Raw genomic sequence first — 11,921 nt, 5'->3', positions numbered from 1 at the left:
ATGGAGGGGTGCCTCCGTTTGCAAGACGGAAGGAGTGACAGGCGTCATGTCCAGCGCCGAGCAGTCGACCGAGGTCTTCGCGCGCCGCCCGAAGCGGGCCGACGCCCGGCGCAACTACGACGCGCTGATCGCCGCCGCCCGCGACGTGTTCGGCGAGTACGGCGCCGGCGCGTCCCTGGAGCAGATCGCCCGCCGGGCCGGTGTGGGCATCGGCACGCTCTACCGCAACTTCCCGCAGCGGCGCGACCTGTTCGAGGCGGTCTACGTCGAGGAGGTGCGCGCGCTCAGCGCCTCCGCCGCCGACCTGGCCGACCTCCCGCCCTGGGACGCCCTGGTCGGCTGGCTGCACCGGTTCGTCGCCTACGTCGGCGCGAAGCGGGCGCTGGCGGACGAGTTGGTGCACGACTCCGACGTGTTCCGGAGCTGCCGCACCGAGATCTACGCGGCCGGCGAGCCGCTGCTGCGCCGCGCGCAGGCCGCCGGGGCGGCCCGGACCGACGCCGACTTCGACGACGTGGTGCGCCTGATCAGCGGCATCGCCGCGTACCAGTTCCCGGACCCGGCACAGCGCGACCGCGTGCTGGCCATCGCGCTGGACGGCCTCCGCCCGCCGCCGCGCTAGCTGTCGGGTGTTAAGCGGGGCCCCCTCCTATGCCTCAGGCGTTAAGCGGGGGCCCTTCCTTGCACCCTTGCGCGGGGTGTCGACAATGGGGGGACACCGGCTGTCACCCGGAGGTGACCATGCGCGAACCGGCGACCCGGCCACGGCCCACCCGCGAGCATCTCCCGGCCGGCGGCCTGGAACTGCTCACCCTGCTGGCCCGGCTGCTACGCCGTCCGCGTCGCGGGGACCGCCGGCTCCCACTGCTCTGGGTGCTCCGGCCGGCCGGTGACGGCGCGGTGGCCGCCCTGCTGCGCCGCTTCGCCGGCCGGGGCGCCGGCCGCCGGGTGCCGCACGCGGTGCTGGAGCTGGCCGACCGGCCGCCCACCGACGACGTCGCGACCGTGCTGCGCGAGCTGCACCGGCAGCTCTCCCTGGAGGCGTTCGGCGCGCCCCGGCTGCGGTTCCGGCACTATCCGCTCGCCGACTGGCTGATGCACCAGACGCTCGCCGTCGACGTGGACGCCGCGGACAGCGGCCGGGCCTCGCTGGTGCGCCGGCTGCGCGACTGGCGGGGGCGGCGCGTCGGCGTCGGCGAGGACCCGCAGGTGGGCGGCGGCTCCGGGCTCGGCACCGCGCTCCAGGTGCTGCTCTGGCTGCTGCGCCGGGCGGTGCCCAGCGTGGTGTTCCGGATCGCCGTCTCCGGCCGGGTGCCAGTGGTCGGCCGGCAGTACCGCTGGTTCATGCGCCAGCAGTATCTCGCGCCCCGGCAGTCGGTGACGTTCCTCGGCTTCGCCGAGCGGCTCACCGCCGGCTGGCGCGACGGCGAGCATCCCGCCCAGGTGGAGAAGCTGCTGCTGCACGCGTTCCTGGAGGACCTGCGGCTGGCCTACCGGCGACGGTTCTGGCGACCGGGGGACTGGCGGCGCACCGCCTACCCGGTGGTGCTGCTCGACGGCGTCCGCCCGGACAACGTCGGGTACACCCTGGTCCGGATCTTCGGCGAGGTCCGCAACGAGACCGGCCGCAACGACCCGCTGCTGGTGGTCGCCGTCGCCACCGACCCGCCGCCGGAACCGGCCGCGCCCCGGCCGGTGGTCCAGGCCGAGGAGGCGTACGAGGACTGGGCCGAGGCGCTGCCGGAACGTCGCCGGCTGCGGCGTACCGGCGCCTGGCTGCTGGTGCTGGCGGCGGACGAGGACGCTGCCGGCGTACCCCCGGGGGTTGCCCCGCCGGCGCTGGTGGCACCGGATCCGCCCTGGTGGGCGCGCCGGTTCCTGCCGGCGGCGGTGGCAGTGGTGCTGGTGGCCGGCGTGGGCGTCTGGGCGCACGGGCGGTGGTCGTCGGACTGCCGGCCCTGGCCCACCGACCGGGTGAGCGTGCGGCTGGTGGGCGGTGAGTGCGTCGGCTACAGCGACACCGCCGGGCAGGTCTTCAACAGCGAACCCGGGCAGGACCGGCTGCGCGCGGTGCAGCGGCGCATCTTCGCCCAGAACCGCGCCACCGAGGAGGTGTGGCGGCGCAGCGATCACCGCCGCCCCTACCTGACGCTCGTCTACCTGGGCAGCCTCACCGGCAACCGGACCCGCGCGGACGAGGAGTCCTACGTCTCCGAGCGCGAGGAGCTGGAGGGCATGGCCACCGCCCAGTACGCGCTGCTGAAGGAGTCGGCGGCGGCGGACGACGCGGCGCTGCTGCACATCGTGGTGGCCAACGCCGGCCGGCAGATGCGGCACGCCGACGACGCGGTACGCATGCTGGAAGGGCTGGCCCGCGACGACCCGACAGTGCTCGGCGTGGTCGGGCTGGTGGACAGCCGCAGCAGCACCGCGGCGGCGCTGCGTGAACTCAACCGGGTCGGCCTGCCGGTGCTCGCCCCCACGCTGTCGGCCGACCGGATGGACGAGAACTCCAGCCTCTACCTGGCCATGTCCGCACCCAACCGGGAGCAGGTCGCCATGGTCGAGGCGTACGCCCGGCAGGTGCTGCGGGTGGGCCAGGCGCACGTCTACTGGACCACCGGCGAGGGCAGCTCGCTCACCGACGACCTCTACGTCGCCACGCTCGTCGACGGCCTGCGGGAACGGTTCGGCAGCCGGCTGACCCGGCTCGACGAGTGGCGCAGCGGCCGGCGGCTGACCCAGGAGTGCGGCTACCCCGGCATGCTGTTCTTCGCCGGCCGCTGGTCGGAGTTCGACGGCTTCCTGCGGGCGCTCAAGGAGTGCGGCGCGGACCCGCCACGGCACCTGGTCGCCGACGACTCGGTGAACCGCTACATGGCCAACCCGGGGCTGCGCGCCAGCGCGCCGGGCAACCTGCCGGTCACGTACGTGTCGAAGGCGTCGCTGGCCACCTGCGCCGCGCTGCGGACCGCGCAGGCCGCCCGCGACGACGCCCGGGGCAGCTTCCTCACCTGGATCGGCGCGGACGACCTGCTCGACCCACCGCGTTGCCGCACCGGCACCGGCCCGCCGGTCGGCGAGCGGGTCAGCCTCGCCTACGACGCCGCCATGATGATGGTGCGCGCGCTGGAGAGCCTCGCCGCCCGGCTGCGGCACGCCGACACCGGCCGCCGCTGGGAGCCACGCGCGGTCGACCCGGTCGGCGTGCACGCCGAGGTGCTGCGGCAGAACGCCGCCGGCGGCTACCCGGGGGTCAGCGGCCTGATCCGGTACGCCCCGGACGCCGGCGAGCCGGTCGCCAAGCGGCTGGCGCTGCTCACCGTGGCGAAGGTGCCCGACGTCGGGGCGGCCCCGGTCGAGGTCTTCCACTGTGGCGTCGCCGACGCTGGCCCCGACCCCGGCTGCCGCACCGCGAGATAGCGGGTTGGCCGCACTGTGCGTGACGGCTCTGGTCGTGAGGTGGCTTTTGGGCCTCATACCGCACAGTCATAATTATGCCGCTGGGTCATATCGGTCGCGGGTCATGTCCGGTGAGCCGAGCGCGTACTCTCCGTGCTGGCAATGATGGAGATCAGTTGTCCGGAAGGTCGAGGCGCGGATGACGAACGAGCGGGACCCGTCGGCACGCGACGGCGGGGAACTGGACGGGTTTCACATCGGAGAGCTGCCGGGCGGGATCGGGGAGGCGGTGTCGGACTTCGCCTCCGAGTGGGAGGACGTCAGCATCGCCACCCGCGTCTGGGAGCGTCAGGTCGAGGACGGCTACCGCGTCGACCTGCGGGTGCACGTGCTCCGGAGCGAGCGTCTCACCGATCTGGACGCGGTCCGCGAGTTCCTCGCCGAATACCTCGAGCGCGACCCCGCGACCTGGGAACTTGCCGACTTCACCCACCCCGACGGGCCCGGCCTGATCGGTGCGGCAGAGGCGTTCTGGCTCGCCGGGCCCGGAGTCGCCGGGACCGTGTTGGGGGACCCGGAGGTGGTGGACGCGGGCGCGCTCCGGTCGATCGCGGTCGGCGTGGTCAGCAGCGCCTGATGAACGGGTGGACACGTTCCGCGCGGTGCCTCGATCACGTGTCGGCAGGGCCTATCGTCAATGGAATGTCTGCTGCTCATGCCGGTGGCTCCGAGTCGCCCGAGCCTTCGTCTGCTCTCACTGATGCGGTCATCGAAGGGCTTCTCGTGGCGGTGGAGGCGATCGTCGAAAGTGACCCGGAGAACGCCGAGCGGCTACTGAAGGCCGGGATCGCCAACGTGGAGGCGGCCGGAGATGACGAGATGGCGCGGGCGTTGGGCTCAACGTTGCAGGACATGCTCGACGATCTGCGGGAACTGCCGGGCGCGGCCGATCGACTGGCTGCCTACCGTGCCGGCCGCGTCAGCGGAATACCCTGGGAACAGGCCAAGCGTGAGCTTGCCCTATGACGATTTCTCATCCGCCCAGGCGGTCGATCTCTGCGGCGGTCAGATCCTCGGCGCTCACCTGGCCAGACGCCACTTCGTAGAGCCGCGTCAGCCATTCCTGCTCGAAGTTCACGCTCTCGATCGCAGCGTTCGCAACAGCCATGGCGACTGCGGTTTCCGCGTCCACCATCTGCCTCACGTCATCGGTCCACATCAGCTCGGAGGTGCCGGCGAGCAAAGTGGTGCCCAGCTGACGAACCGGGTGAACAATGCTTGCGGGCTCGGCGCGTCGTCCGGGTTGAGGCGGTGCAGCTCCACGGCCGCGTCGTAGAGCTGCCCACACAGGTGGACCGACAGGGCGAGGTGGTCGCCCGCGTACTCGGCCAGGAGGGCGAGCCGAGCCTCCGCGCACGGCCACGGGTGAGCACAGCGCTTGCAGATCCAGAGCGGGCGCATGGGTGCGTGCGGTCGGGTGCCGGTGCTCATGCCGGCACCCGCAGCCGGTGGGCGGTGGTGCGAGCGAGAGCTGGGCCACCACTGGCTCTGGCGTTCAGCCAGCGCAGCCCGGCCGGCTGCACGAACAGCTCCCGCTTGGCGACCGCCTCGCCCCTGCCGTCCAACTCGTAAGCCTCGATCCATGCCCACCCGTCGAACGTGGAGCGGTCGGCGATCTCGCGAATGACCCGCACGGTGATCGGGCGGCAGAACTGCACGCTCGCCGCGCGGTCGAGGCGCAGCAGGTCTCCCGCCCGAATCGGACGAGCGCTCACCGTGGCTCGTCGGGCCGGGTCGCGGCGGCCTTGACCAAGCGCGCGTAGACCACCTCCAGGCAGGGGTAGTCCTCGCCGCAGCCGCACAGCCAGCGGACGACCCGGCGCGGCGGGTGTGCGAAGAGAATGTCGTCGGCGTCCTCGATGTCCTGCGCCGAGGCGAAGGACTCTTCGGGGGACGTGTCGTCGGTGCGCTCGCCCATCGGGCCTCCCGTCGGGGTGCGACGTGCGGGGGACAGGTACGCACGCCCGGCCGTCCGGGGGATCGGCCGGCCGAGCGCTCTGCGCAGTGGGAACGGACCAACTCCGGTTTGCAGACCTGGGAGCCGGCCAGATCGAGCTTTACACGTCTAGTCACACAATGCAAGCACGACAACACGTTGCTTGTCATGGCTAGTCGTGCGTGATCGAATGGCGGGGCAGACCTGGGAGTCCATATGCCCGTCAAACCGAAGTGGGAACAGCTCGCGGATCAGCTCCGCACTCAGATTCAGTCAGGAGAACTCGCGCCGGGGGACAAGTTGCCGTCCACGGCGCAGCTCAAGGCGGAGCACGGCGTCTCGACGACAGTGGTTCGCCAAGCCATCCTCGTGCTTCAGACACAGGGATGGGTGGAGGGCGTACACGGCTTGGGAGTATTCGTTGCCGAACGCCCCGAGTCGCGGTGAGGTGCGAGATCTTGGAAGCGGAAGGCCCCTCTGGGGGCCATTTTCTTCCAAGATCTCAAGAACCGCCAAGATCGCAAGAACGGAAGCAGCGGCTCATCCGGGCCAGCCGGCGGCTCGGAGGGCGGCTCGTAGCTGGTCGATCACCGCTTCCGGGTCGTCGCGCAGGGCCCAGGAGGGGAAGCGGAGGATGCGGTCGCCCTCGATCCAGAGGTCGTTCTGCCGGCGCATGTCCGCCCAGGCGTGTGCCGGGTCGAGATGCTGCCCGCCGTCGATCTCGACGTGCACCCGCCACTCGTCGAAGTAGGCGTCGAGGTAGCGTCGCCGGCCCGCGGCGTCGCGCCGGACCACCTGGCGGGTTGGTTCGGGCAGGCCGGCGCGACGCACGAGGTCGAGCAGGGTCAACTCGCCCAGCGAGTGCGCGCCGCCGGCCGCGTCCGTGGCGGTGGTCAGCAGGAGTCGCCGGCGGCGGACTCGTGGCATCCGGCTCAGCACCTCGTGCAGGTCGTCACCGCCGACCAGCCGCTGCTGGAACGCCGCGGCGACGATCGCTCGGGCCTGCGCGTCGGTAGGTGCCCACTGGGCCGCGTCGATCACCGAGCGCGCAGCCGTCGTCCGGGGAGGTTGGCCGACCCGCACCACATCCTCGTCGGGCAGGTGGGTGGTCCGGTGTGCGCGCACCCCGGCCGGGAGCGGAGCACGACGGCAGGTGGCGGGCAGGAGCAGATGGATGACGCGGTCCGGAAACCCCCGAAGGCCACCCGCCTGGGCGGCGGTGATGCCGCCGAGCAGCGCGGTCGGGCCGGCGGCCAGCACCGCGATCCACCGGAGCTGAGCGGGACCGACGGGGCCGTTGTGCGCGACGAGAACAGCACGGTGAGCGTGACGCCATCGACCGGTCGCCACCCGATGCCGGATCGCCTTGCGCGTGAGATGTGCCTGTGCCTGGCCGAGGCTGAGCACGTCGTCCTGACGGAACAACAACCAGGTCAACTCGTCCGCGTCGTCCGATGGCAGCGCCCGCCGCATCCCCGCCCAGCAATTCCCCACCCCCCAAGGCTGCCGTCCACAGGGACCGCCGCGCGGCCCCTGTGGACAACGCTCGTAGATCGTGGAAGAAAAGGGCCCTGGGAGGGGCCGATTCCTTCCAAGATCTACAACGTCAGCGGTGGGCGTTGCTCGGGCGGGCCCAGGGGCCGGTGATGGCGAAGACGTAGCCGGGGGTCTGGATGTTGGCGAAGAGGATCTTGCCGTCCGCGCTGAACGTCGGCCCGGTGAACTCGCTGTCGTTCAGCTCGTTGCGGGCCAGCGCGTACGCCTTGCCCTGCTCGGTGACGCCGACCAGGTGCGACACGCCCTCGCCGTCCTCGGCCAGGATCACCCCGCCGTACGGGGACACGGTGATGTTGTCCGGCCCGTCGTAGTTGCCGGTGTCGGCCTCCGGGTCGGTGTTCACGCCGAAGATGGTCTTCAGCGTGACGGTCTGCCGGCGCGGGTCGTAGAACCAGACCTGGCCGTCGTGCTCGTTGACGCTGCCGTCGTCGTGGCGGGCGTAGCTGGCCACGAAGTACGCGCCGCCGTCGCCCCACCAGGCGCCCTCCAGCTTGCGGCTGCGGGTCACCTCCTCGTCGGTGAACTGCTTGCGCACCGACACGGTGCGGGCGTCCCGGTCCGGCACCTCCACCCAGTCGACCTGGTAGCGGGTGCCCGGCGTGGTGGCCTCGGACAGGTCGGCCACGTGCCCGTCGCCGCGCCGGCACCGCATCGCCTCCAGCGTGCCGGCGGTGGCGCCGTCCGGCCGCTGGGCGAGCGCGCGCAGCGCGCCCTTGCCGGCCCGGAAGCCGGGCGGCGGCGTCCACCGGAAGTACAGCCCGTTCGGGCCGCTGGCGTCCTCGGTCAGGTAGATCGAGTGGGTGTACGGGTCGACCGCCACCGCCTCGTGGGAGTAGCGACCGAGGAACGTCAACGCCACCGGGTCGGTGTTGGCGGCCCGGTCGTGCGGGTCGACCTCGAAGACGTACCCGTGGTCCTTGAGGAACTGACCGCCGGCCCGCTGCTCGGTCTCCTCACAGGTCAGCCAGGTTCCCCACGGCGTGATGCCGCCGGCGCAGTTGTTGTGCGTGCCGGCCACGCTGACGTACTCGCGCAGCCGCCGGCCGTGCTTGTCCACCTCGATGGTGGTGGTGCCGCCGCGCGCGCCCGGGTCGTAGGTGAGGCCGGGCAGCGCCGGCACCGGGTAGGGCTCGCTGCCGCCGATCTCGTGGTTGTTCACCAGCACCGAGCCGCGCGGGCCGCGGAAGCAGCCGGTGCCGTCGGCGTCGCTCGGGGTCGGCTGCCCCGATTCCAGCGTCGTCGCGCCCGCCTGCGCGACGACGGTGTAGGAGAAGCCGGGCGGCAGCGCCAGCAGGCCGGCCGGGTCCGGCACCAGGTCGCCGTAGCCGACCGCGGGCCGGCACGCGGCGCGGGCCGCCGCCGGGCCGGCGATGGCGTCCAGGTTGCCGGCCACCACGATGCCGAGGCCGCCGGCCGCGCCACCCAGCAGCGACCGCCGGGAGAGGGGTGAGTTGGAGGTCACGTCGTCGCCTTCCTGTGCATTCGAGGGTGCACTGGCAGGCAAGTCGGGTCGTGGGAACGGCGGGCGGCGGGACCGTCCGCCGTCGGGTGAACAGTGGACGAATCCCGGGTGCCGAGCGCCATGTGCCAGCGGGGCGGGCGTCCGTTAGGGTTCCCTCGATCGCAGAGGGCGGCGTCGGAGGGCGGACGGTGAACAGGTTCGCGGCGGCGTACCGGCAGGCGGTCGAGCGGCACCGGGCGGCGCTGCGCCACTGGGACACCGCCCGGCGGATGCTGGGCGCGGCCGGCCCGGCCCCGGTCGGCAGCCCCGAGCTGGTCGCCCGGCTGGCCCGCCTGGGCGGGGAGCTGGCCGCCGCGGTGCCCGGCACCGCCCGCGTCGCGACCCACCCCGTTCCGGTACGCCTCGGCGAGGCGACCACCGTCGACGGCGTGTTCCCGGTGCTGGTGCCGGTGGGGGCCGGCGCCCACCTGGCGGTCGACGTGGACGCCCGCGACCCGCGCGTCGGCGAGCTGCTGCGTGCCGTGGTGGTCCGGCTGCTCACCGCCGCCCCGGCCGGCGCGGTCCGGGTGGTCGGCATCGACCAGGCCGCGTTCGGCGCGGCGTTCCTGCCGCTGCGCCCGCTGCACGACGCCGGGGTGCTCGGCGCGGCGGCGACCACCGAGGTGGAGACGACCGCGCTGCTGGACGCCGCGGAGCGGCACGCGCGTACCGCCCAGCGGGCCGACCCGGAGGACCGGGAGCTGCTGGTGGTGGTCGCCGCGTCGACGCTGCCGGCCCGGGAGCTGGCCCGGCTGGCCGCGCTCACCCACGCCGGCCCGGCCGCGGCGGTCTGCGTGCTGCTGGCCGGCTACGCATCGGCCGGGCCGGGCGCGTCCGTGCCGCCGCTGGGGGCCACCACCCAGCTCCGGGTCACCGAGCGCTACACGCTCGTCGGCGACCCGCCCGGGCGTCCGTTCAGCGTCGACGGCAGCGGGCTGGCCGCACCGGTGGTGCTCGACGGCGACCCGTCGCACGCCGTGGTGACCGCGTTGGCCCGCCGGCTCGCCGAGGCCGCCGACGACAGCTCCGCCGTCACGTTCGCCGACCTGCTCCCGGCGCGGCGGTGGGCCGAGTCGGCCGGCACCGGCCTGCGTACGGTGCTCGGCCGGGCCGGGAAGAAGCCGCTGACCGTCGCGTTCGACGACGCCACACCGCACTGGCTGGTCGGCGGCCGCACCGGCGCCGGCAAGACGGTGCTGCTGCTCGACGTGCTCTACGGGCTGGCCGCCCGCTACTCCCCGGCCGAGCTGCGGCTGATGCTGCTCGACTTCAAGGAGGGGGTCAGCTTCACCGAGTTCGTGCCGACCCCGCGCGACAGGTCCTGGCTGCCGCACGCGAGCGCGGTCGGCATCGAGTCCGACCGCGAGTACGGCGTGGCCGTCCTCCGGGAGCTGCGCGCCGAGCTGACCCGACGCGCCGAACTGCTGAAGCGCCACGGTGTCAGCCGCCTCGCCGACCTGCCGCCGAACGCCCGGCCGCCCCGGATCGTCACCGTGGTCGACGAGTTCCACGTGTTGTTCGCCGGCAACGACGCGTTGGCCCGGCAGGCCGTCGACGGAATCGAGGAGCTGGCCCGCAAGGGCCGCTCGTACGGCCTGCACCTGGTGCTGGCCAGCCAGAGCACCACCGGCATCGAGGCGCTCTACGGCCGGGCCGAGGCCATCTTCGGCCAGTTCCCGCTGCGCATCGCGTTGCCCGGCGGGGACGCCGTGCTGGACCCGCGCAACGACGCGGCGCGCGGCCTCACGGTCGGCGCCGCCGTGGTGAACACCGCCGCCGGCGCGCCCGGCGCGGACACCGAGGTGCAGTTCCCGGACGCGCACGCCGCCGCGGCCGACCTCGCGGCGCTGCGCCACGAACTGCACGCGGCCCGCCCGGAGGGCGCCGCACCGCCGGCGGTGTTCCGCGGCCACGAGACGCACCGGCTCGCCGACGATCCGGCCTGGGCCGCGCTGGCCCCCGGCGCCGATCCGCCGTACGCGCTCCTCGGCCGCGTGGTGGACGTCGCCGGCAGCCCGGCCGGCTTCGCGCTCGACGCGAGCCCGGGCCGGCACCTGGCCGTGGTGGGCACCGCCGCGACCGGCGCGGAGGTGCTCCGCTCGGCCGTGCTGGCGCTGGCCCGGCAGCACGCGCCGGGCACCGCCCGGTTCCTGTTCGCGCCGTTGGCGCCGGGCACCACCGGCCTCGCCGACGACCTGGCCATGACGCTGGCCGCCGCCGGCCACCCGGTCCGCCGGCTCGACGCCGACGCGCTGCGCGTGCTCCTCGCCGAGCTGGCCGGCGACACCACCGGGCCGGATCGCACCTACCTCACGGTGTTCGGCATGGACGCCGCCGCCGGCACGCTGGCCGCCACCGACCCGGGCACGTTCCGCTCCGGCCACGACGACCTGCGTGCGGTGCTGCGGCACGGCCCGGCGCGTGGCGTGCACGTGCTCGGCTGGTGGCGGGGGCTGCGCCGGCTCGCCGACGACCTCGGTGGCAGCGGGCACCGCGACGACGTGACCGGGCTGGTCGCGTTGAACGTGCCGGCCGCCGACCTCGGCCTGCACCTCGGCGTGCACGACCTCGCCTACCAGCCGCGCGACGGCCGCGCGCTGCTGGTCGACCGGCACGAGCACCGGACCGCCCTGATCGTGCCGTTCGCGTCCGAGAGCGATGACTCATGAGTGGATTCGACGACTACGCGGCCCTGATCCGGGAGCTGTCCACCCGGCAGCGGGGCGGGGAGCGGGCCATCGCCGCCGAGGCGGAACGCCGGCGTGGCCTCCAGTCCGGCGTGGACGAGGTCGGGCGACGGCTGGCCGCGCAGGGGGAGCGCCTGGACCGGCTCGGGCAGGCGGTCGGCGTACCGATGCGGTCGGTTCCGGAGGCGGCGACGCCGGACGGCGGCGGACCGGCCGGTCCCCCCGCCGGGCCGGGGAGCGTGTCGGCCGGCGACCCGGCGGCGGAGCTGGCGGCGGCCGGGCGGCTGGCCGACGAGGCGGACCGGCACGGGCAGGAGGCGGAGGCGCTGGCCCGGCGGCCGGTGCTGCTGCCCGCCTGGTCCGCGCCGGCCCGGGCGGTCGCGGTGTACGCCGGGTGCGCGCTGGTCGGCTCGGTGCTCATGCTGATCGCGTTGCTCGGCTCGCCGCTGCCGGTGTCCGGGATGGACCTGGTGGCGGCGCTGTCCTGCGCCGGCGTGCCGTTGCTGTCGTTCGTGGCCGGTCAGGTCGTGCTGGCCCGCTGGGGCCGCCCCGCGTTGCCCGACCCCGAGACCCCGGCCGGCCGGTACGTCCCGATGGGCTTCGTGATCTGCGCCCTGGTCTCCCCGTCCCTGTTCTGCCTCTACCTGATCCTCTTCCGCCTCCTCCGCTGACCCACCCTCGCCCCCGCCCCCGCCCTCGCCCCGCGATCTTGCGGTTGTGGCCCACGTGATGCGGCTTGCGCGGCTTTTGCCGGGGCAACAAGTGCAAGATCGCGGAG

General features: G+C 73.9%; 13 protein-coding genes. 7 read left to right on the top strand and 6 right to left on the bottom strand.

The window, feature by feature from the left end:
* Positions 1-46: 46 nt before the first annotated feature.
* From ACH495_RS20825 to ACH495_RS20810, 4 genes are all read left to right on the top strand, one after another.
* Entirely contained in the window at positions 47-622 is a 576-nt protein-coding gene (locus tag ACH495_RS20825; RefSeq protein ID WP_396859372.1) for a TetR/AcrR family transcriptional regulator, read from the top strand.
* A 119-nt stretch (positions 623-741) separates the two neighbouring features.
* Complete coding sequence (locus tag ACH495_RS20820; protein WP_396859371.1) at positions 742-3,423, top strand: hypothetical protein; 2,682 nt, start codon at positions 742-744, stop codon at positions 3,421-3,423.
* 178 nt (positions 3,424-3,601) lie between these two features.
* A complete protein-coding gene (locus ACH495_RS20815; protein ID WP_396859370.1) occupies positions 3,602-4,039 on the top strand; it encodes a hypothetical protein in 438 nt (145 codons plus the stop codon).
* Between the two features lie 65 nt (positions 4,040-4,104).
* A complete protein-coding gene (locus ACH495_RS20810) occupies positions 4,105-4,428 on the top strand; it encodes a hypothetical protein (RefSeq protein WP_396859369.1) in 324 nt (107 codons plus the stop codon).
* A 7-nt stretch (positions 4,429-4,435) separates the two neighbouring features.
* Here the strand turns inward: ACH495_RS20810 and ACH495_RS20805 are convergent, their stop codons facing one another.
* The 4 genes from ACH495_RS20805 to ACH495_RS20790 are packed head-to-tail and all read right to left on the bottom strand — an operon-like array spanning position 4,436 to position 5,380.
* The gene (locus ACH495_RS20805) at positions 4,436-4,597 is read right to left on the bottom strand and encodes a hypothetical protein (protein WP_396859368.1); all 162 of its coding nucleotides are present in this window, start codon (positions 4,595-4,597) and stop codon (positions 4,436-4,438) included.
* A gap of 23 nt (positions 4,598-4,620) precedes the next feature.
* Positions 4,621-4,893 (bottom strand): hypothetical protein, encoded by a 273-nt coding sequence (locus ACH495_RS20800; RefSeq protein WP_396859367.1) that lies wholly within the window; start codon positions 4,891-4,893, stop codon positions 4,621-4,623.
* Positions 4,890-5,177 carry a hypothetical protein gene (locus tag ACH495_RS20795; RefSeq protein WP_396859366.1) on the bottom strand — a complete coding sequence of 96 codons (288 nt, stop codon included), beginning with the start codon at positions 5,175-5,177 and terminating at the stop codon, positions 4,890-4,892. Before ACH495_RS20795 ends, ACH495_RS20800 begins: the two co-directional genes overlap by 4 nt.
* Entirely contained in the window at positions 5,174-5,380 is a 207-nt protein-coding gene (locus ACH495_RS20790; RefSeq protein WP_396859365.1) for a hypothetical protein, read from the bottom strand. The genes ACH495_RS20795 and ACH495_RS20790 overlap by 4 nt, the downstream gene beginning before the upstream one ends.
* 234 nt (positions 5,381-5,614) lie before the next feature.
* Between ACH495_RS20790 and ACH495_RS20785 the strand changes: the two genes are divergently transcribed.
* On the top strand, positions 5,615-5,845 hold the full coding sequence (locus ACH495_RS20785) for a winged helix-turn-helix domain-containing protein (RefSeq protein ID WP_396859364.1): 231 nt from the start codon (positions 5,615-5,617) through the stop codon (positions 5,843-5,845).
* Between the two features lie 93 nt (positions 5,846-5,938).
* On the opposite strand, the gene ACH495_RS20780 is transcribed toward ACH495_RS20785, so the two are convergent.
* Together ACH495_RS20780 and ACH495_RS20775 are read right to left on the bottom strand one after the other, a co-directional pair.
* Positions 5,939-6,892: an endonuclease domain-containing protein gene (locus tag ACH495_RS20780; RefSeq protein WP_396859363.1), complete on the bottom strand. Its 954-nt coding sequence runs from the start codon at positions 6,890-6,892 to the stop codon at positions 5,939-5,941.
* A 112-nt stretch (positions 6,893-7,004) separates the two neighbouring features.
* Positions 7,005-8,417, bottom strand: a complete 1,413-nt coding sequence (locus tag ACH495_RS20775; RefSeq protein WP_396859362.1) for an alkaline phosphatase PhoX — start codon at positions 8,415-8,417, stop codon at positions 7,005-7,007.
* A 188-nt stretch (positions 8,418-8,605) separates the two neighbouring features.
* Between ACH495_RS20775 and ACH495_RS20770 the strand changes: the two genes are divergently transcribed.
* Positions 8,606-11,125, top strand: a complete 2,520-nt coding sequence (locus ACH495_RS20770; protein ID WP_396859361.1) for an FtsK/SpoIIIE domain-containing protein — start codon at positions 8,606-8,608, stop codon at positions 11,123-11,125.
* Positions 11,122-11,814, top strand: a complete 693-nt coding sequence (locus tag ACH495_RS20765) for a hypothetical protein (RefSeq protein ID WP_396859360.1) — start codon at positions 11,122-11,124, stop codon at positions 11,812-11,814. Before ACH495_RS20770 ends, ACH495_RS20765 begins: the two co-directional genes overlap by 4 nt.
* The last annotated feature ends 107 nt before the right edge of the window (positions 11,815-11,921 follow it).

This window comes from Micromonospora sp. NPDC018662 (assembly GCF_044391475.1).
Classification (GTDB): domain Bacteria; phylum Actinomycetota; class Actinomycetes; order Mycobacteriales; family Micromonosporaceae; genus Micromonospora.
The sequence above is the reverse complement of the archived record's forward strand: the minus strand, read 5'-3'. Positions and strand labels throughout refer to the sequence as shown.

Excerpts from the sequence above, each read along its gene's own strand:
- ACH495_RS20815 (WP_396859370.1), top strand. The coding sequence starts at position 3,602 with ATGACGAACGAGCGGGACCCGTCGGCACGCGACGGCGGGGAACTGGAC.
- ACH495_RS20810 (WP_396859369.1), top strand. The coding sequence starts at position 4,105 with ATGTCTGCTGCTCATGCCGGTGGCTCCGAGTCGCCCGAGCCTTCGTCT.
- ACH495_RS20820 (WP_396859371.1), top strand. The coding sequence starts at position 742 with ATGCGCGAACCGGCGACCCGGCCACGGCCCACCCGCGAGCATCTCCCG.
- ACH495_RS20805 (WP_396859368.1), bottom strand. The coding sequence starts at position 4,597 with ATGGTGGACGCGGAAACCGCAGTCGCCATGGCTGTTGCGAACGCTGCG.
- ACH495_RS20790 (WP_396859365.1), bottom strand. The coding sequence starts at position 5,380 with ATGGGCGAGCGCACCGACGACACGTCCCCCGAAGAGTCCTTCGCCTCG.
- ACH495_RS20800 (WP_396859367.1), bottom strand. The coding sequence starts at position 4,893 with ATGAGCACCGGCACCCGACCGCACGCACCCATGCGCCCGCTCTGGATC.
- ACH495_RS20785 (WP_396859364.1), top strand. The coding sequence starts at position 5,615 with ATGCCCGTCAAACCGAAGTGGGAACAGCTCGCGGATCAGCTCCGCACT.
- ACH495_RS20765 (WP_396859360.1), top strand. The coding sequence starts at position 11,122 with ATGAGTGGATTCGACGACTACGCGGCCCTGATCCGGGAGCTGTCCACC.
- ACH495_RS20825 (WP_396859372.1), top strand. The coding sequence starts at position 47 with ATGTCCAGCGCCGAGCAGTCGACCGAGGTCTTCGCGCGCCGCCCGAAG.